This window comes from Phaeobacter sp. PT47_59 (assembly GCF_028890025.1).
Lineage (GTDB): Bacteria > Pseudomonadota > Alphaproteobacteria > Rhodobacterales > Rhodobacteraceae > Phycobacter.
Map to the genome: position 1 here is coordinate 73,541 of NZ_JARCJL010000015.1, position 20,119 is coordinate 93,659.

Annotated in this window: 18 protein-coding genes and 1 riboswitch; of the genes, 9 read left to right on the forward strand and 9 right to left on the reverse strand. The window is 61.2% G+C overall.

Features of this window, described 5'->3' with window-relative positions:
* Positions 1-9: 9 nt before the first annotated feature.
* From PXK01_RS14345 to PXK01_RS14385, 9 genes are all read left to right on the forward strand, one after another.
* Entirely contained in the window at positions 10-795 is a 786-nt protein-coding gene (locus PXK01_RS14345; protein ID WP_274860619.1) for an ABC transporter ATP-binding protein, read from the forward strand.
* Complete coding sequence (locus PXK01_RS14350) at positions 792-1,670, forward strand: ABC transporter permease (protein WP_274848008.1); 879 nt, start codon at positions 792-794, stop codon at positions 1,668-1,670. The genes PXK01_RS14345 and PXK01_RS14350 overlap by 4 nt, the downstream gene beginning before the upstream one ends.
* A 3-nt stretch (positions 1,671-1,673) precedes the next feature.
* A complete protein-coding gene (locus PXK01_RS14355) occupies positions 1,674-2,948 on the forward strand; it encodes a cytosine deaminase (RefSeq protein ID WP_274860620.1) in 1,275 nt (424 codons plus the stop codon).
* A 1-nt stretch (position 2,949) separates the two neighbouring features.
* Complete coding sequence (locus PXK01_RS14360) at positions 2,950-4,374, forward strand: FAD-binding oxidoreductase (protein ID WP_274860621.1); 1,425 nt, start codon at positions 2,950-2,952, stop codon at positions 4,372-4,374.
* Positions 4,374-4,952, forward strand: a complete 579-nt coding sequence (locus PXK01_RS14365; protein ID WP_274860622.1) for an NAD(P)H-dependent oxidoreductase — start codon at positions 4,374-4,376, stop codon at positions 4,950-4,952. Before PXK01_RS14360 ends, PXK01_RS14365 begins: the two co-directional genes overlap by 1 nt.
* Complete coding sequence (locus PXK01_RS14370; RefSeq protein ID WP_274860623.1) at positions 4,952-5,551, forward strand: NAD(P)H-dependent oxidoreductase; 600 nt, start codon at positions 4,952-4,954, stop codon at positions 5,549-5,551. The genes PXK01_RS14365 and PXK01_RS14370 overlap by 1 nt, the downstream gene beginning before the upstream one ends.
* 18 nt (positions 5,552-5,569) lie before the next feature.
* Positions 5,570-6,484: an isopenicillin N synthase family dioxygenase gene (locus PXK01_RS14375; RefSeq protein ID WP_274860624.1), complete on the forward strand. Its 915-nt coding sequence runs from the start codon at positions 5,570-5,572 to the stop codon at positions 6,482-6,484.
* Positions 6,485-7,270 (forward strand): creatininase family protein, encoded by a 786-nt coding sequence (locus PXK01_RS14380; protein ID WP_274860625.1) that lies wholly within the window; start codon positions 6,485-6,487, stop codon positions 7,268-7,270.
* A 339-nt stretch (positions 7,271-7,609) separates the two neighbouring features.
* Complete coding sequence (locus PXK01_RS14385) at positions 7,610-8,428, forward strand: DUF2189 domain-containing protein (RefSeq protein ID WP_274848001.1); 819 nt, start codon at positions 7,610-7,612, stop codon at positions 8,426-8,428.
* A 720-nt stretch (positions 8,429-9,148) separates the two neighbouring features.
* Here PXK01_RS14385 and PXK01_RS14390 read toward each other — a convergent pair.
* From PXK01_RS14390 to metK, 9 genes are all read right to left on the reverse strand, one after another.
* A complete protein-coding gene (locus PXK01_RS14390) occupies positions 9,149-10,801 on the reverse strand; it encodes a glycosyl hydrolase 108 family protein (RefSeq protein WP_274849732.1) in 1,653 nt (550 codons plus the stop codon).
* A 497-nt stretch (positions 10,802-11,298) separates the two neighbouring features.
* Positions 11,299-12,498, reverse strand: a complete 1,200-nt coding sequence (locus PXK01_RS14395) for a hypothetical protein (protein WP_274860627.1) — start codon at positions 12,496-12,498, stop codon at positions 11,299-11,301.
* A complete protein-coding gene (locus tag PXK01_RS14400) occupies positions 12,416-13,861 on the reverse strand; it encodes a patatin-like phospholipase family protein (protein ID WP_274860628.1) in 1,446 nt (481 codons plus the stop codon). The genes PXK01_RS14395 and PXK01_RS14400 overlap by 83 nt, the downstream gene beginning before the upstream one ends.
* A gap of 584 nt (positions 13,862-14,445) precedes the next feature.
* Complete coding sequence (cmk, locus tag PXK01_RS14405) at positions 14,446-15,060, reverse strand: (d)CMP kinase (RefSeq protein WP_274860629.1); 615 nt, start codon at positions 15,058-15,060, stop codon at positions 14,446-14,448.
* A complete protein-coding gene (locus PXK01_RS14410) occupies positions 15,057-15,461 on the reverse strand; it encodes a hypothetical protein (protein WP_274860630.1) in 405 nt (134 codons plus the stop codon). Before PXK01_RS14410 ends, cmk begins: the two co-directional genes overlap by 4 nt.
* 107 nt (positions 15,462-15,568) lie before the next feature.
* Complete coding sequence (gene aroA / locus PXK01_RS14415; protein ID WP_274860631.1) at positions 15,569-16,915, reverse strand: 3-phosphoshikimate 1-carboxyvinyltransferase; 1,347 nt, start codon at positions 16,913-16,915, stop codon at positions 15,569-15,571.
* Positions 16,916-17,020: 105 nt separating this feature from the next.
* Positions 17,021-17,746, reverse strand: coding sequence for a tRNA (guanine(46)-N(7))-methyltransferase TrmB (gene trmB / locus PXK01_RS14420; RefSeq protein WP_274860632.1), 726 nt, complete (start codon positions 17,744-17,746; stop codon positions 17,021-17,023).
* Between the two features lie 89 nt (positions 17,747-17,835).
* Positions 17,836-18,729, reverse strand: a complete 894-nt coding sequence (locus PXK01_RS14425) for a bile acid:sodium symporter family protein (RefSeq protein ID WP_274860633.1) — start codon at positions 18,727-18,729, stop codon at positions 17,836-17,838.
* Positions 18,730-18,861: 132 nt separating this feature from the next.
* Positions 18,862-20,043 carry a methionine adenosyltransferase gene (gene metK, locus PXK01_RS14430; protein ID WP_274849724.1) on the reverse strand — a complete coding sequence of 394 codons (1,182 nt, stop codon included), beginning with the start codon at positions 20,041-20,043 and terminating at the stop codon, positions 18,862-18,864.
* Between the two features lie 6 nt (positions 20,044-20,049).
* Positions 20,050-20,100: riboswitch (SAM-SAH riboswitch) on the reverse strand.
* Between the last annotated feature and the right edge of the window lie 19 nt (positions 20,101-20,119).

The following is a 20,119-nucleotide window of genomic DNA, read 5'->3' on the forward strand; positions in this document are numbered from 1 at the left end:
AGACCACCAATGCCCCTCAAACGTGCCCCTCTGGGCGAGCGCCCCGAGCTACTGAAGATGACGCACATCAACAAGACCTTCCGCGGCAATGTCATCGCGCTCAACGACATGAATCTCACCGTCAATCAGGGCGATTTCATCTCCCTCCTCGGCCCCTCGGGCTGTGGCAAGTCCACAGCGCTGCGCCTGATCGCGGGGCTGATGCACCCGACCTCCGGCTCCATCACCTGGCAGGGCGGACAAGGCGAGGGCGACCTCGGTGTCGTCTTCCAAGAGCCGACCCTGATGCCCTGGGCCCGGATCAAGGACAACGTCTGGCTGCCCTACCGCCTGCGCGGCAAGACCTATGGGCAGGTGAAGGACGAGGTGCTGGCCGCGCTCAAGCTCGTCGGTCTCGAGAAATTCCAAAACGCCTATCCGCGCGAACTGTCGGGCGGCATGAAGATGCGCGTCTCCATCGCCCGCGCAATGGTCACCAAACCGCGCCTGATCCTGATGGACGAGCCTTTCGCGGCGCTTGACGAGATCAGCCGCCACAAGCTCAACAACGACCTCCTGGCGCTCCGCGATGCCGTGGGCTGCACGGTTGTTTTCGTCACCCACTCCGTCTTTGAATCCGTCTTCCTGTCGGACCGCATCGTGGTCATGGCCGCACGCCCGGGCCGTGTCATCCGCGAGCTTGAGGTCGCCGCCCCCTACCCGCGCACCGAGGGCTTCCGCACCTCGCCGGAATACACCGCCTATGCGCGCGAGGCTTCGGATGCGCTGCATTATGCCATGGAGGCCGCCGCATGAGCGCGACAGACACCCTCCCCGATACCACCGCCCCAGACAGCTCTGCCAAACCCGCCATCGATCTTGACGAAGAACGCCGGGCCCGCCGCGCCAAGGTGGCCGCCATTGCCCGCTGGCTGTTGCCCTCGCTCGTCATGGTCGCCTTCATCGGCGGCTGGCAGGCCTATGTGACCCTCGCCGAAATCCCTCATTACATCCTTCCCTCGCCGCTGCTGATCGCCAAGACGCTGGTCGAGGATTGGGCGCTGCTCTGGCCTGCAATGGTCACCACGGGGCGGCTCACGCTGCTTGCGCTCCTGCTCGCCGTGTTCGGCGGGCTTTCCATTGCCGTGGCCTTCACCCAGTCCCGCTGGGTCGAGATGGCGATGTTTCCCTACGCGGTGATCCTGCAGGTCACCCCCGTGGTCGCCATTGCGCCGCTGTTGCAGATCTACGTCGACAGTGCCTTTCTTGCGGCCCTGCTCTGCGCCTGGATCGTCGCCTTCTTCCCGATCCTGTCGAACACGACCATCGGGCTGAAATCGACCGACCATAATCTCGAAGACCTCTTCTCGATCTATGGCGCGACCCGCTGGCAGCGCCTGCGCTTTCTCGCAGCCCCTTCCGCCCTGCCCTACTTCCTCGGCGGGCTGAAGATCGCGGGCGGGCTGGCGCTGATCGGGGCGGTGGTCGCCGAGTTCGTCATCGGCCGTTCTGGCACGGGTCTGGGCCTTGCCTCCACCCTGCTCGAAGCCTCCTACCGCTTCAACTTCGGACGGCTCTATGGGGCGCTGATCCTGATCTCCGTCATGGGGGTCGTGATCTTCGGCCTGATGAGCCTGATCTCCCATCTCCTCCTTTTCCGCTGGCACGAAAGCGCCCTCAAACGAGACTAACCCATGGACTTCAAGACACTTCCCACGGGCGAATTCACGCTCCAAAACGTGACCGTCCCCGCCTGCGCGCTTGGCCAAGAGGGCGATCTGAGCCGCACGTCGATCACCGTGCGGGACGGCAAGATCGCCGCCATCGGCACCGCGCCCGAGGGCAGCGAGGCTATCGACATGAAGGGCGCATTCGTCATGCCCGCCTTCGTCGATGCCCACACCCACCTCGACAAGGGCCACATCCTGCCGCGCGCCTCCAATCCCGACGGCACCTTCTGGGGCGCAAAGGACACGGTCGCCGAGGATCACGCCAACTGGAAGGCCGAGGACGTCTTTACCCGCGCCGATTTCTCCCTGCGCTGCGCCTATGCCCATGGCACCAAGGCGATCCGGACCCATCTCGATTGCATCCCGCCGCAGGACGAAATCTCCTGGCCGGTGCTGTCTGAACTGCGCGAGAAATGGGCGGGGAAAATCACGCTGCAAGGATCGTCGCTCTCGACCTCCATCGTCACCGATATCGACGGCCGTTTCCTGCGCACCGCCGATCTGGTGGCGGAACATGGTGGCGTGCTGGGCATGGTCACGCTGCCCATGGACGGGCTTGATGCCTTCCTGCGCCGCTTCTTCGAAATCGCCGCCGAGCGTGGCCTCGACACCGACTTCCACGTCGACGAGACGATGGACCCCAGTTTCGAGACCCTGCGCGACATCTGTGCGGCAAAGCTGGCGACGGGTTATTCGGGCCGGGTGCAGGTTGGCCACCTCTGCTCGCTCTCGACCCAGGTGGAGGCCCGCGCGCTTGATACGCTCGACAAGGTCGCCGAAGCGGGGCTGGACGTGGTCAGCCTGCCGATGTGCAACATGTATCTGCAGGACCGCAATACGGGCCGCACCCCGCGCGGGCGCGGCGTCACCCTCGTCCACGAGATGAAGGCCCGGGGCATCCCCGTGAGCTTTGCCTCCGACAACACCCGCGACCCCTTCTACGCCTATGGCGATCTCGACATGCTGGAAGTGATGCGCGAGGCGACCCGCATTGCCCATCTCGATCACTCCGATACCGACTGGTTCAATGCCTTCACCGCGACCCCTGCAGCTGCCATGGGCCTCGACGTGGGGCAGATCATCCCGGGCGCCCCTGCTGATCTTGTCATCGCCCGCGCCCGCACCTGGACCGAGCTGATGGCCCGTCCGCAATCCGACCGCATCGTGCTGCGTGACGGGGTCCAGATCGATCGCACCCTGCCCGACTACGCTGAACTCGACCACCTTTTTGAGGCCTGACATGACGACCCTTCCCACCCCCGACATCGCCGCCGCCAAAGCCGCCCTTGCCCACCTCGACATCGAGGAAAACGAGAACGCGATCAAACGTGCCTCGCGCGATTTCTTCTGGTACTCCCCCGTGCTCAAGACCCGCATGGATCACCTCCTGGCCGACTTCGTCGTGCGCCCGAAATCCGAGGCCGAGGTGATCGAGGTGCTCAAGACCTGCTACGCCTACGACGTGCCGGTCACCACCCGCGGTGCAGGCACGGGCAACTACGGCCAGGCCATGCCCATGCGCGGCGGCTGCGTGATGCATCTGGTCCATATGAACAAGGTCATCTCCTGCGCGCCGGGGCGGGTCATTGTCGAACCGGGCTGTGTGCTCAAGGATCTCGATGCCCATTGCATCGGAGCCTGTGGATACGAGTCTCGCATGATGCCCTCGACATGGGCCACGGCCACCGTTGGCGGCTTCGTCGCAGGCGGCTCGGGCGGGGTCGGCTCCGTCACCTGGGGCCAGCTTCGCGACCTCGGCAACATCATCCGTCTGCGCGTTGTGACCATGGAGGAAGAGCCCCGCATCCTCGAGTTTCGCGGCGAGGAACTGGCCCGCGTCTCCCACGGCTACGGCACCAACGGCATCATCACCGAGCTCGAGTTGCCGCTCGCGCCCGCCTACGACTGGGTGCATTGCTTCATCACAACCAAAGACTTCGGCGCGGCCATGGCCTGCGCCGAAGACCTCGCCAATGAGGACGGCATCCTGCTGAAACTCGCCTCCGTCTTCGAGGCGCCAACGGCGAAGGCCTATTTCAAACGCATGGAAGCCTATGTGGAAGAGGACGATCACATGGTCGGCCTGATGGTCGCCCCCCATGCAATGGATGCGCTGATCACCTACCTTGGCCGCCGCGACGACCTCAGCCTGATCTACCGCTCCGACGACAACGACTGGCCCCGCAGCCCTGGCGTTGCGTTTGAGTACGGCTGGAACCACACCACCCTGCGCGCGCTTAAGGTGAACCCCGAGATCACCTATCTGCAAGTGCGCTACGGCTTCCCCGACCACAAGGAACTGATCGAGAAGATCCGCGCCGCGTTCGGCGACGAGCTTATCCAGCACCTCGAGGCCATCCGCATGAACGGCAAGGTCGCCTTCGCGGGCCTGACGATGGTCAAGTTCACCACGGAAGAGCGCCTTGACGAGATCATCCGCATCCATGAGGAGGCGGGCGCGCTGATCTTCAACCCGCACCGCTACACGCTGGAAGAGGGCGGGCGCCAACACTCCGACGAACGCCAACTGTCCTTCAAGAAAGAGGCCGATCCAAAGGGGCTATTGAACCCTGGCAAGATGATCTCGTTTGAGACCCCCGACTTCGATTTCAAGGACATCTACGCCTACCCGGGCATGACCCCCTTGCCCACGGAGGACGCGTGATGCGCGTTCTCGTCCTCTTCGCCCACCCCGTCCCCGACAGCTATAATGCTGCGGTGCATCGGGTGGTGGTCGATACGCTGACGGCCAAGGGCCACGAGGTCGATGATCTCGATCTCAATGCCGAAGGATTCTACCCCGTGCTCTCGGAAATCGAGCGGCGCGAATATCACGACGAGCCAAGCAACATCGAGCCTGTGCGCCCCTATGTCGAAAGGCTTCAGGCCGCGGAAGCGATGGTCATGGTCTTCCCGGTCTGGAACTTCGGCTACCCCGCCATTCTCAAGGGCTTTCTCGACAGGGTCTTCCTGCCCGGGGTCAGCTTCAAACTGGCCCATGGAGGTGTCCGCCCCGGCCTTACCAACATCAAGAAACTCGCCGCATGCACCACCTACGGCGGCACGCGGTTTCGCGCGTTTCTCAATGGCGATCCGCCGCGAAAATGCGTCACCCGCCACGTCTGGTATGCCTGCGGGATGCCCAGGAAACGCTACATCGCGCTTTACGACATGAACAACAACACAGAGCCGCAACTGACCGCGCACCTTGAGCGCGTGCGCCGCGAGATGGAGGCGTTTTGATGCGGGTCCTTGTCGTCTACGCCCATCCCCGCGCCCAGAGCTACAACGCCGCGATCCGCGATCTGGTGATGGAGCGCATCAAGGCGGCAGGTGCCGAGGCGCGCCTCATCGACCTTTATGCAAGCGGGTTCGAACCACGCCTGAGCGCCCAGGGGCTGGAGTTCATAGAGGATGAGTACCTCAATCAGAAAGGCGTCGAGGAGCATTGCGAGGCGCTCAAATGGTGCGACACGCTGATCTTTGTCTACCCGACATGGTGGTATGGGCTGCCGGCGATGCTGAAGGGCTGGCTCGACCGCGTGCTGGTCTCGGGCGTGGCCTTCCACCTGCCGCCCCCCGAAGGCGGTGACATCCGCCCCGCCCTCACCCACATCACCCGCCTTGGCGTCTTCACAACCTGCGGTGCCAGTCGGCATTTGACCTGGTTCATCGGCGCGCCGGGGCGGCGCACATTGTTGCGCGGGCTGAGGCTGATCTGCGCCAGAACCTGCCGCACCGCCTTTGCCGCCCACTACCGCATGGACAGCTCCACCCCTGAGAGCCGCGCCAGGCACCTCAAGCGGGTCGGCGCCAAGGTCGACCGCCTGTTGCGCGCCTAAGCATTGAAAGGACACAGCATGGTTCCGATCCTTGACTGGGGCGAGTTCCTCCAAAGCCCCGAGAGCTTTGCCGCCAAACTCGGCAGGACCTGTCGCGACCACGGGTTCTTTGTCATCGAAAACCACCCCGTGGCAGCGGAGCTGATCGCGCAGATGTTCCAGCAGGCCGACGCCTTCTTTGCCCTTCCCGACGCGCAGAAGCGCCCGCTGGCCATCTCGAACAACCCCCACAACCGCGGCTGGGCCGCCATGGGCACCGAAAGCCTGGACGAGACCTCGGGGCAAATCGACCAGAAACAGGCCTTCAATGTCGGCTTCGACCTTGCCCCCGACGATCCGCGCGTGCTGGCGGGCGAGCCGTTTCGCGGGGTCAATATCTGGCCCGATCTGCCCGGGTTCAAAGCCACCGCGCTCGCCTATTTCGACGCGGTGCAATCCATGGGCATCGCGCTCCATCGCGCCTTTGCCGCCGATCTTGGCCTGCCGCTCGACTATTTCGACGCCCATTTCGATGCGCCGATGGCAACGCTGCGGATGCTCTCCTACCCCGCCGTCCCGAGCGGCGAAGGCATCGGCGCAGGCGCCCATACCGACTATGGCTCGATCACTCTGCTGATGACCGATGGCGCACCGGGGCTGCAGGTGAAACCGCGCGGACAGGACTGGATGGATGTGCCCGCCGTCGATGGCGCCTTCATCGTCAATATCGGTGACTGCCTGATGCGCTGGTCGAACCGCAACTATATCTCCACGCCCCACCGCGTGCTTGCCCCGCCGCGTGCGCGGCGCTCGATTGCCTTCTTCCTTGATCCCAACCCCGACAGCGTGATCGAAGCCCTGCCCGGCACCGGGGAGTCGCGTTACCCCGCCATCACCGCCGCCGACTACCTGCGCTCACGCCTTGATGCGACCTACAAACCCCTTGGAGCCTGAATGAGACAGCTGGACTGGGCCGATCGCCGCGCCCCCGACTTCAAAGCCATCAATCCCGAGACGGACATTGCGATCCTGCCCACTGCGGCGATTGAACAGCACGGGCCGCACCTTCCCGTGGGCACCGACACGCTGATCATGAGCGGCATGCTTGACGCCTTTCGCGCCGCCTGCCCCGAGGATCTTAACCCATGGATCCTGCCCATTCAGGCGGTTGGCAAATCCAATGAACACCTCTGGGCGCAGGGCACCCTGACCCTGACCGCAGCCACGGCGCTGGCCGCCTGGACCGAGATCGGTCTCTCCGTCGCTCGCGCGGGCTTCAAGAAGATCGTCATCATCAACAGCCACGGCGGCAATCTTGACCTGATCTCCATCCTGTCGCGCGAATTGCGCGTGCAAGCGGGGATGCTCGCAGTCAAGTGCCAGTGGGGCAGCTTCGGCTATCCAGAAGGCCTCTATGGCCCCTCGGAACGCGCCTTCGGCATCCATGGCGGCGATATCGAGACCTCTTTGATGCTGGCAATGTGGGGCGACCGCGTGGACATGTCCAAGGCACGGGATTTCAAATCCCAGGCCGAAAGCGATCCCATCGCCCCCACCGGCGCGATCAGCCGCGGCTGGATCGCCTCTGATCTGAACCCGGACGGGACCGTGGGTGATGCCTCCGCCGCCACCGCCGACAAGGGCTACAGCACCCGCGATCACCAAGTGGCGGGCTTTATCGACCTGTTGCGCCAGGTGAGAGAAATGCCCGTCCCAACGGCCCCCGCCGCGCTGTCCTAAACCACTGGCGCATGGTCCAGCACCAGACCGAGTGCCACCGCGATCTGGCAGTCTTCACTCCGGCCATCGACAGAAGTCCGTGCGATTGCCATCGCATGGGAAGAGAGTTCAACGGCATCGCGGCGCCTAAACGAACTGCCCGCTCAGAATCTGTGCCATGCCTTCAGTCTACCATGGTGCGACCCATCATTCCGGGCATGCAGGGCCTTACTGCGATGTCCGCTCCTTGCCCGCCTGACGGACTTCATGCAAAGTTACAGGTGGAAGAGGGATGCCTTTTTCATTGCCTCTTCGATGGCCAACGGAGCAGCGTGCTGGCCTGACTTGGGAGGCGTGCAGATGACATCCAAGACCACAGGTTCCCCGCAACCGGACAATCGGGCGCCGCAGCAATCGACCATGCCTGAGGTCAACAGGGTAACGGCGCATGATATCAAGGCGTCGCTTCAGGCCGGGCTTTCCGACTTTCTGGCACGCCCCGTCATGAGTGGTTTCTTTGGTCTGTTCTACGGGGTCTTCGGGATTCTGGTTGTTTGGAGCCTGGTCTGGCTCGGAAAGGTATGGATGATCATTCCCGTTTCCGTGGGTTTTCCGCTGATCGCGCCTTTCGCCGCCGCCGGGCTTTATGAGATGTCCCGCAGACTGCAGAACGATGTGAGCTTCGGCTGGTCTGACATCCTCACCGTCATGGCCCGCCAGCGCAAGCGCGAGATGGGCTGGATGGCCTTTGTCACCCTGTTCATTTTCTGGGTGTGGTTCTACCAATTTCGGACAGTGCTTGTGATCGTGCTGCAAGATTCGTCCTTCTCGGATCTGGACGGTTTCCTGAACACCATATTCTTCACGCCGGAGGGCTGGACCTTCCTTGCCATTGGCACCTGCGTCGGTGCCTTTCTGTCTGCAGTGCTGTTCTCGGTGACCGTCGTCGCCATGCCTATGTTGCTCGACCGGGAAATGGATTTCATTTCCGCGATGCTCACCTCCATTCGTGTCGTCAAGGAGAGTCCGATGGTCATGCTCACCTGGGCGGCGATCATCGCGGTCACCATGCTGCTGTCGCTGGTTCCGGCGTTTTTGGGGCTGATCTTTACCCTGCCAATCCTGGGCCACACGACATGGCATCTTTATCAGCGGGCTGTGCGGACAACGAAGGGGTGATCTGTCCAATCACGCTGTGAAGCGAACGCGTGTTCGTGATGACAACGCATCGCTTTCGACCCATAGCTGCCGTTGGCCGACTGGTCTGGATGCTGCGACAGCCGCCTGCATTTCAGACATTCACCGCCCCTGAAGGACACGACCGTGAGGACATTCAAGCGAAGAAACAGGGCTTGAAGAAGAGCGCGAAAGCAAGAGGGCAATGTTGCTGAGCAAACAGCGCGCCAGGGACGAGGCGCCTCAACCGCGAGAAGACGAACAGCTCGCCCAGGAAAAACAGATGAAATTGGCCCAAAGGACCCGGTGGGGCTGGCTTATCAGCACCATCTCCTTTGTGTTTGCCATAACTGCAGCCGCTGTTTTCGGGCTCTATTCAAGTTCGACCTTGGCAAATACTGCTTCCTTTCTAGCTGACAATAAGCCGTTGGCGCGAGAGGTTGGGATCGTAGACATGGAACGTTCATAGCTTCAGCAAGAGCTTGGCAGATCTGGCAGACGCCCAGGCTCAGCAAAGAAAACTGTCGACCGGAAACGAAGAACTGCGCCAGCAGCTTGAGAAATGCCACGCCGAAACTGTCGCCTTGAACAACAAGTTGGAGTAATACGTCGGTGCAGCCGCCGTTTGTCAAACCAACCGCAGCGCAGGCTCGATCGTCACCATTCCCCCCTATTTTCGCCTGAGAGCAAACCAATCCAGCTGGACTAGCATTTTCAGCCAGGTCAGCGCCCCCCGATCATTCCAACCAGGCGAATGGCCTTGTCCAGCTTGCCGACCAAGCCCCAGCCAAAGAGCATCGAAAACAGCGTCAGCAACACGTCACTGTTGCTGGCGATGAAGGTGACGATGTCTCCGGACAGGCCAAGTTTCGGCAGCATCGCCGTCAACAAAAGCCCGATCACCCCGGACACCGATTTCTTGCCGTTGATGGCGCGACCGACGGTTTGTCCAAGCGCCGCATTGATCGGCGTCAACGGGACATTGCCATCGGCGTCTCTGGTGACCGTCACAGCCTCTGCTGATGTGACGCCGCTGACGCCGAGAAGCAGTTGAACCAGGTCTTTGCCTCGCGCCAACTCGTCGCTGTCACCGGGCTTGTCCTGCAGCAACAGTTCCGCGGCCTTGGCAAGCGCGGCCCTTCGATCGCCGCCCTGTACTGCAGAAACAATGGTCAGAATATCGTCCAGATCGACGTTGCTTTCGGATACTTTCATCACTTTTCTCGGGCGCAGGCCCGCTCCTTGCGGCAATGTATTTACGAATTCACGCAGCGCGGCCATGCGATTCAGCCAGCCGTCGCCAAAAACATCAAATGTATCGAGGGTGCGCAGATAGGCTTCCTGCTCGTCCATGAAACCCGAGGCCAGGACGCTGGCATCCGTCTTTTGAATCGCGGCCATGGTCAGCCGCCCCAGAATGCCATCGACAACCAACTTTGCGCCATCAACGGTCATGCCTAGTGCATTGAACGATTTTTGCACGAGCTCAATTGCCCTTTTTGGCCCTGACATGACCGAGCAATTGTAGACCACCATCGCCATCCGCTCAGGCATCTCGGAACAGCGGCTGACCGCGTAGTAGCGAGTTCGAAAAATCTCGTCGGCTTCGGCCCGAGATAGATTGCGCACGTCCTCGATCGAAACTTCCTGGCCGCGCCAAGCGGCCAGTGTCCCGATCGTGATACCCATGTTCGTGGCCCCGCCCTTGTCAGCCGGGTGATTTACAAAGCCGCCTTCCCAGTGCTTGATGAACCCGTGCAGCCTTTGAAACTTTGCGTCCGATGCGGCTATCGCGGTAGCGGTCGACGGATCCGCAGAGCCGTCGTTGTCGGGGACATGATCGGCGTTCAGAGGCGGCCGTTCTGCGGCCATCGTGGGTTTGCGCGGTGCATTGCCACCTTCCCAGTTGTCGATGAGCTGGATCAGGTACTCTGCCCAGACGTCGTCTCCGCCTTCGGGATAATGCCCATTTCGCATTTCGGAAGCCGAGGCACCGATCAACTGAATGTGAGGCTTTTCGATCAACTCACCATTCTTGTTGTAAAGCGGCGTCATGCCGTGTTCTTTGGCCAATTCGTGCATGCGGTCCCAGTAGGGCGCTTCTGCCCCCTTGTCGTCCCACGACCATTTCCCGTCGAGCTTCAGAACGAAGTCCACCGCCAATCCGTATTGGTGGATCGAGCCCCAAGGACCGACCCAGGTGACCTTGGGTCGTTTTGCCTGCAGTTTCGCTTGTCGCTCTGGTGTTCGAAAGGCTTCAAATACTTCGAATGGGATGCCTTCTGCCTGCAGTTGGTCCCGGATCGCGCGGACCTTTTCGCGGATTGCGGGGTGAAGCTTGGAAATGTCACTGTCTCTGGCTGCGGGATTTGCCATGGTAATTTCCTTTCGGCTATTCGTATTTCCTTTTGAAAAAGCTGTTTTTCAAAGCCTTATCAGGCGACCTGAGCGAATGCGGCCAGTGCAATCTGTGCATTGCATGGAACTGAAAAGGACACGATTGACGCGCATCGCGAATTCTAACACAACCTTAAGGAAATGTCACATCATCGTATAGCCTTGGGGAGCGGGAGGTCTTGAGCGCCCACCGGGCTTGAAATTGACATACCCAAAACCTGAACACCAAAAACGCACCTCGATCGACATTTCGGCCTTTCCAAAGATCTGCCCGCAACATCATTTCGCGTTTCCAAAACACTACGATAGGCCAGACGACCCCCGAGATGACCCAAGCAAAAAACTGACTAAGCCTTTCAAAACCGCATCAAGCGTGCCGAAACAGCTGACGACAACGACCTCCAATTCAAGGACAATCGCAAAGCCACGCAAGGAATTGCTCTGTTATGTTCAGCACCCATTAATTCTGAACCTAGCTAGTCTTGTGAACTCGACGCCGATATTGTCTTTGACAGTTTTGTCAACCATTCGCCCACGGTCTTTGGCTCCATGCTGTTGTCAAGCAGCGCGGGTTGGAACAATTCCTTGGCGCTGTGCGCGCCCAGTTGGCGGTAGGCTTCGAACTGTGCTTCGTCAAAGAACTGATCGGCAGTCGATTGATGCGGAAAGTTGGGGTTTGCGCGGTGGTATCCCTTGATCAACTCGCTTTCATCACCGGTCAACGACAGCTTGAGAACGAGCAGCAATCCTGTGGTTTCGGTGTCTGGATATTGAATTCTTGTTAGAATTGAATGGGCCGGGGAGTGGCCGGTTTCTTCATCCACGCGGAGCGGGTCAAATGCCGGATCGATCTTTACACCCAGGTCGATCCGGGCGTGCCGGATCAGGGTTGTCAGCGTCGCAAAGTCGTTTCCTCCGTCCTGCCCGAAGTCAACAGAAACGATGAAACGGCACCGGCGGCGCAGCAGCTCGTAGATGCCAGAGTTTTCAATATGGCCACCATCCGAGAGATTGATCCAGGGTTTGTGCTCGTCCATTCCGATTCCGAACATCTCTCGCAGAAGGCACAACAGGCCGGGAACTGGTTTAGGCACCCTGGATTTGATGTTTGGTTGTTTCATCCAGAAACCAAGACGGATGTTCAAGAAGGCCAACAGCATGCGCACTGGCGCAATCGTGTTCAAGGCCATGAGCGGCGCAACAGCAGCGCCCGACACGGCGACAGCAGTCGCTATGTCCATGTCCTTCCGACCGTTCTTGTATTGCTCAGAGCTAAGGTAGCCGGTCGTGGGCGAACCGCAGAAGCACTTGGAAAACAGGAAAAAGTCGCTTTTGCGTTCGCGCAGCCTGAGAGATTTACTCGAGGGAAGATTAATCGCAGCGTTGATCAGCTGATACGGCGCGTGGTGCGACTTGTTCAGCTCTGCAAGGGTTACATCGCCGTTGTGGGCTTTCTTTTGCGCGACAAATGTGCGGGCCAGACGCATGCGGTAGAAACCATGTGGCCCGGTCGCGTTGATGTTCAAAGATGACGACAACACGCCCAAAATCGTCGTCACAACTAGCAACATCCAGGCCGCTGACAGGTCGCCATCAATCAAAGGGTATCCCAGATTGAACAGATAAAACCCGAAAAACAATGCCGCAATGGGGGTCGCCACGGCTGCAACGATCAAGGAGCCGCCAGCCAGTGCTGTGCTGATGATGGTCTTGTCTATGGCCGGAAGAGCTTTTCCAAGCGTGGGAACAATCGCCAAAATCGCTGGAGCCAAGGCGGTGAAAGGTGAGACGCCCTGCCCCCTCATAGTGACCGTTTGGTACAACAGATGGATCACCCAGACAGAGAGTAAGGCAAGCGCCGCGGCAATGGCCAAGGCAAAAAGCCGCACTGCACAGCTGCGCGCACTTTCCCAAAAAGACAGAAGGCCAAAAACAACGACACCGCCGCCCAATCACGCTCAGGGCGAAAAGCGGGAGCGACGACCAGTCAATGTCCGGCCCCCACCTGCTTACGGCCAAGCTGATCCAGACCAATACCGCAATCACAAAGGCCGGTGCGGACCAGTTGTGCAATGTCCCGCCAAGCAATCGGCACGCCGCAACAAACGTGGCCAAAGGTGACACCATCGACAGGTAGGAGGCACGGGTGCGGACATAGGCGATTTCATCGGTATCGGGTCCGTCTGCGCTCCCGAATATGTCCTTGCGGCTGGTTCCAGGCTCCAGGGGCCGGTCACCCAGGCGCCGGGTGATGAATGCACCTGTATAGCCGCCCCCAGATACGGTGGACATGATGTCAAAGTCCTTGAACAAACCCTTGTCCGCCAGGACCTGCGCAACACCAAGACAGAAGGTCGCCGAGCGTATGCCACCCCCGGAAAATGCCAGGCCGGCCGCGTCAGTGATCGGGGAATCCCTTGCCCCCTTAGCTTTTCCATTCGCGTCCCGAATGGTGCGGATTTCCCTGGCTTCGGCGTTGTTGATCAGGGCCGTCGTTTCGTCGTCTATCAACTTGTTTTCGGGTATTCCAAATACCATCGGCGGCTGTTCTTCGTCCTCCGGTTCCCCCGCCGCCCATACGCCAACAGTTTCTGGGGCAAACGGGCGCTCAGCGGTTTTCAACAGCATGCTGCGCGCGGCAAAGGCAGCTTCAACCTTATGGGCTTCTTCCTGCTCTTCTTCGCCATAGGCCATCTGCCAAAGCGTGCCAATGCGCCCATTGAGCTTACCCTGAATCTCCACGAGCCCGGCCCGAAACTCGACCGCGCCGTTTCGTGTTTGCAAATGCCCGTCTTCCTTGAACTTTTGCCAGCGCGCCGTAAACGGGCGGATATCGGTATTGAGAATCTCATCAGCCAAATCGGCAAATTCTCGGCAGCCCGGGTTCGCCTTTATTATCTCCCGTGCCAGCCCAAACAGGCTGAATAGGCTACCCAGAGCGGCCGTCTCGTCGCCATGTTTGAATGGAAGCGGTTGTGTCGCCAGCCTGGTGCGCATTTCCGCCAGAAAGGCCTCGGCGGCTTTTTGATCTGAATTCATTTTCCGGACTCTCATTCGTTACAACGCAATTCAACATATGTTGAATGCAGTATACCACAGGATGAAATGGCGACTTACAGTGGGGTGTAAGAATTTGAATGAAGTGCGCACTCGCACACCGGAGTGGCCACAATGGGGATTTTTAGAAATGCGCAGGATGCGAACTTTACGTGCTGCCCCGTTTATCAACCATATTTCTCATGCGCTGGGAGCGCATCCATATAAGTCTTTCAAGCGAAACGTGAAATCATTCGATTGGCAGGGATTCTCGATAACCGCTCTCCATAATCTAAAGTGAAAGTGGAGCGACTGATGCACAAACGGGATGCCGCCGTGAGCCACGAAGCAAATCGGCCTTATTGGCATCTGTTCGGCCCGATGTTGGCCTTCGAGATAAGACAGCAACACATGTCCAGCATGGCTTCACCAATGGCGCTCGCACCGGGATAAGGCATTCATGTCACGACCGACCTGGAAAAGCCAATCTCGGCCCTGAGGGTGCGGCGGGACACCTTCACAATGCGGGGGCTATGCGGGCTGAGCGGTACAAACCCGAAACCCGCCACGGGTTCGGGAAGACGCCATCAGCCCTGTGATTGATGGATAGCGGCAACGGCGGCGGCGATCGCCGCCTCGATGCTCAGCGCGCTGGTGTCGATGACCACCGCATCCTCAGCCGGTTTCAAGGGCGCCTCGCTGCGATTCATGTCACGATCATCGCGCGCCTTCACATCGGCCAGCACGGTCTCGTAGCTGCTGTCCGATCCCGCCGCGCGCAACTCCTTGAAGCGGCGCTCTGCGCGCACCTCGGCACTGGCGGTCACGAAGAGCTTCACCTCGGCATCGGGACAGATCACCGTGCCGATATCGCGCCCGTCCAGCACTGCCCCCCCTGCCCGGCGGGCAAAGCTGCGCTGGAAATCCACCAAGGCCTGGCGCACCTCTGCGATCACCGCCACCTTCGATGCGGCCTGGGCAACCTCGGCCGTGCGCAGGCCATCGACCTCAAGATCCTCGGCCACCAGGGCCTGGGCGGCCGCGACCGGCTTTTCACCGGCAAGAACTTTCGCCCCCACGGCGCGGTACAACAGGCCGGTATCCAGATGCGCAAACCCGAAATGTTCCGCTACGGCCTTGGAGATCGTGCCCTTCCCGGCAGCCGCCGGACCGTCGATTGCAATGGTGAAGCTCCGGTTCATGTTCTTTTCTTCCACTTCAAGACACCCGCGCGCAGTGATACGGCCAGAACGATCAGGAAGGCGATGCTGTCCAGCCCCGATTTCACCATCGTCGCGTAGGAGGCGGAAGCGATTGCACCGCCGCTGACACCCCCGGCCAGCAAGCGAGCCACAAAAAAGTTTTCCAGATAGTCAGACGCCACCGCAGCCACGATCACGCAAATGAACACGGCCTGCAATCGCCTAGAGGCAACCAGCCACAATATCGGGCCCGCCAAAGAAATGCCGAGCAGCGCCGGGTAGAACAGGTCCAGAATTCGCTGCGGACCACTATAGATCGCGTGCCCTTCTGCACCAAGCGCGGCCAGAAAGGCTCGCGCCTCAGCCTCGGTATAGCCCAAGGGGCGCAGATCGAAGGGCACCAGCCCTCCGGCCTCGTGTGCGATCGTCGGCAAAGTCCAGAACACCATTGCGGCATAGACTGCGAGTGCTGCCAGAACGGAGACCCAATATGCAGCGCGCCAGCTCATCATGCGTGGGTGAACTTGGCGCCCAGCGCCGTCATCAGCGGCTCGAAGATCGGGAAGGAGGTGGCAATGGGGCCGCCATCATCCACGGACACAGGGTTCTGCGCCGCCATCCCCATCACCATGAAGGACATGGCAATGCGGTGATCGAGGAAGCTTTCGCAGGTGCCACCACCGGGGACGCCTTCGGGGCCCATCCCCATGACTGCCCACCAGTCGTCGCCCTCGCGCACGGCAACGCCATTGGCGCGCAGGCCGCGCGCCATGGCATCGATCCGGTCGCTTTCCTTGACACGCAATTCCTTGACGCCCGCCATCATGGTCTCGCCCGTGGCGAATGAGGCGACGATGGACAGCACCGGATATTCGTCGATCATGGACGCGGCGCGCTCGGGCGGCACCTCGATCCCCTTCATCTCGGGGGAGTAGCGCGCGCGCAGATCGGCCACGGGTTCGCCGCCCTCGATCCGCTCGTTCTCATAGGTCAGATCGGCACCCATCTCGCGCAGGGTGGTGAACAGGCCCGCACGGGTGGGATTGAGACCGATGCCCGGCACCAGAACATCCGATCCGGGCGTGATCAGGGCCGCGCAGACCGGGAAGGCCGCCGAGGAGGGATCGCGCGGCACGGCGATCACCTGCGGTTTCAACTCGGGCCGCCCGGTCAGGGTGATGACGCGGCCCTCGTCGGTTTCTTCCGTGGTGATCTCGGCGCCAAAACCTTCGAGCATACGCTCGGTGTGGTCGCGTGTGGCTTCCTGTTCGATCACCACGGTCTGGCCCGGCGCATTGAGCCCCGCCAGCAGCACCGCCGATTTCACCTGTGCCGAGGGCACCGGCACCACATAGCGCACCGGCACGGGATCTGCCGCGCCGACGATGGTCATCGGCAGCCGCCCGCCGGACCGGCCCACGGCCTGCGCGCCGAACAAAGCCAGCGGGTCAGTCACCCGCGCCATGGGGCGCTTGTTGAGGCTGGCATCGCCAGTGAAGGTCACCGTAATGGGGGAGGTCGCCATGGTCCCCATGATCAGCCGCACCCCGGTGCCCGAGTTGCCGCAATCGATCACATTGTCCGGCTCGGCAAAGCCGCCGACGCCCACGCCAAACACCGACCAGTTGCCGCCGCCATGGTTCACCACCTCGGCGCCAAAGGCCTGCATCGCCTTGGCGGTGTCCAGCACATCCTCGCCTTCCAACAGCCCCGAGATCTTGGTCTCGCCAACCGCCATGGCGCCCAGGATCAGCGAACGATGCGAGATCGACTTGTCGCCCGGCACCTCGGCCACGCCAGTGAGCGCGGCAGCACGGTGAGAGGTCATCGGGATGGGCGTACCGTGTCCGGACATATGGGGTTCCTTCGTCAAAGTATCGCGGGCCGCATCGCATGCGCGCCTGGTTCCGCTATCGGTACCGAATTGCCGACCCTCGGTCCAGCGCAGATCAGCCGCAAATCACCCCAGACGGCGGAAGGTCAGGTAATGGGGCGTGCGCCCTTCCCGCAGGGCTTTTTGTTCATAGCGGGTGGAGATCCAGTCCTCCCACGGCTCGCGCCAGTCGGCAGGCCGTTCCGCCAGCCATTCGAATCCGGCCCCTGGCACCTCTTCCAGGGTCTGGCGCACGTAGTCGGGAATATCGGTCGCCACACGGAAGATCGCACCGGGCTTCAGGCAGCGGGCCAGCGGCTCCAGGTGTTCGGGCGTCACAAAGCGGCGGCGGTGATGGCGCTTCTTCGGCCAGGGATCGGGATAGAGCAGGAAGGCCCGCGAGATCGACGCCTCGGGCAGCACGTCCATCAGATCGCGCGCATCGCCGGGATGGACTGCAATATTGTCGGCCCCCGCCTTGCGGATCTTGCCCAGCAGCATGGCCACCCCGTTGATGAAGGGCTCCGCACCGATGATGCCCACGTCCGGATTGCTCACCGCCTGATGCACCAGATGTTCGCCACCGCCGAAACCGACCTCCAGCCAGACATCGCGCCCGCCAAACAGTGCCTGCAGATCCAGAGGAGTCCGGTCGGGGTTCTCGTCCCAATCGACGGCCCCAGGGCTAAGCGCGCCCAGGTCTTCTTCCAGATAGCGGCGCTGGCTGTCCTTCAGGGTCTTGCCACTGAAGCGGCCATAGAAATTACGCCAGGGCGCGCCCGACGGGTGATTGTCGCTCGGCTTGTCAGACATCGTCTCTCTCGCTTGGATCGCCCGTGCCTTTGCCGCACGAGGCGCCCAAGGTCAAGTCAAAGCCCCTTTCGACGGGCTGCACTACGCGGTCACCAGGTGAAAACACGCTTGAGAATGAACATGCCGGGAATGGTCACCACATAGGTCGTGATGCCATAAAGAGCGGTCGGAACCGCATATTCCGGAATGCCGGACGCCTGCGCCACCATGCCCGCGACAGCGATGCCCAGCGTCGCGTTCTGCACCCCCATCTCCACCGAGATACAGAGCCCATCCGGGCCGGACAGCCCGATCAGACGCGCCACACCGATGCCCGCCACCAGCAGAGCCGCATTCAGGAGCATCAACACCGGACCCAGCGTCCACATATTGGCGGTCATAAGATCCCAGTTCGTGGCCAGCGCCGCCATCACGATCACGATGAACAGGAGCAAGGACAGGGCTGACACGCCCTTCTCGAACCTGTCGGCCACACCCGGCGCCATCCACCGGGCCAGAAGCCCGATGATCACCGGCACCGCCGTGATGGCAAACATCGACAGGCCGATGGCCAATACATCCACCTCGGGCGCGGCCGCGCCCAAAAACACCGCCCCGGCCCATGCCACCAAGATCGGAACGGTGATCACCGACAAAAGGCTCACCACGGCCGTCAAGGTGATCGACAGCGCCACCGTGCCCCCTGCCAGCTTGGTCAGGATGTTCGAGGTCACCCCACCGGGACAGAACGACAGGATCATCACGCCAAAGGCCATCGCGGGCGGCAGGTCAAAGACCATGAGCAGCAGATAGGCGACCAAGGGCACCGCCCCGACCTGCATCACCACGCCAGTCAGAACCGCCTTGGGCATGGCCAAAACCCTGGCGAAATCGGCAAAGGTCAGGCCAAAGCCCAATGAGAACATGATGAACGCAAGTGATAGCGGCAGCCCCACATCGATGAGCATTGGTCTTCCTCCCTGTTCGCCGCGCGAGGGTGGCACAGAAGCGGAAGAGTACCAAAGGTTTCGTCAGGGCATGGGCTCAGGCCTCGGAAGACAGTCTCCTCAGCGGCCCGGCAAAGCAAAAGCCCGCCGCAATGCGACGGGCCTTGCAATCTTGAAGAACCACCCGGCTCAAATCGCCTTTTTCAGGGCCTCGACCAGATCGGTGCGCTCCCAGCTGAAACCGCCATCCGCATCGGGTTCGCGGCCAAAGTGGCCATAGGCTGCGGTGCGCTGGTAGATCGGCTTGTTCAGACCCAGATGCGAGCGGATGCCGCGCGGGGTCAGATCCATCACCTGATCGATGGCCTTTTCGATATCTGCGGGGGCGACATCACCGGTGCCATGGGTGTCGGCATAGATCGACAGCGGCTTGGACACGCCGATCGCATAGGACAGCTGGATGGTGCATTTATCCGCCATGCCCGCCGCCACGACGTTCTTCGCCAGGTAGCGCGCCGCATAGGCTGCCGAGCGGTCCACCTTGGTCGGATCCTTGCCGGAAAAGGCGCCGCCGCCATGCGGCGCCGCACCGCCGTAGGTGTCCACGATGATCTTGCGACCGGTCAGACCCGCATCGCCATCGGGGCCACCGATCACGAATTTGCCGGTCGGGTTCACGTGCCAGACGGTCTGATCCGTCAGCCAGCCCTCGGGCAGCACCTCTTGGATGTAAGGCTCCACGATGGCGCGGATATCGGCAGAGCTCAGCGCCTCGTCCAGGTGCTGGGTCGACAGCACCAGCGAGGAAATCCCCACCGGCTTGCCATTCTCATAGCGTACCGAAAGCTGCGATTTCGCATCCGGGCCCAGCGCCGGTTCGGTGCCGTTCTTACGCACTTCGGCCAGACGGCGCAGAATGGCGTGGCTGTATTGCAGCGGCGCCGGCATCAGCGCCTCGGTTTCATTGGTGGCAAAGCCGAACATGATGCCCTGGTCGCCCGCACCTTCGTCCTTGTTGCCAGAGGCATCGACGCCCTGCGCGATATGGGCGGATTGCTCGTGCAACAGGTTGGTGATTTCCACGGTCTCGTGGTGGAACTTGTCCTGCTCGTAACCGATGTCCTTGATGCAGGCGCGGGCGATCTCGTCGATCTTGCCCATGTAATCGTGCAGCTTGTCCTGGTCGGACAGACCCACCTCGCCCCCGATCACCACGCGGTTTGTTGTGGCAAAGGTTTCTGCCGCGACGCGCGCTTCGGGCTCTTCCGCGAGGAAGGCGTCCAGCACGGCATCGGAGATGCGGTCGCAGACCTTGTCCGGGTGTCCTTCGGAAACGGATTCCGAAGTGAAAATGTAGTTCTTGCGGGTCATGAAAAGTGCTCCATTTGGGTTTCGCCTCACCACGCCAGGAAGCCGTTGTGGGAGGAATCAAAACTCAGTACGCAGG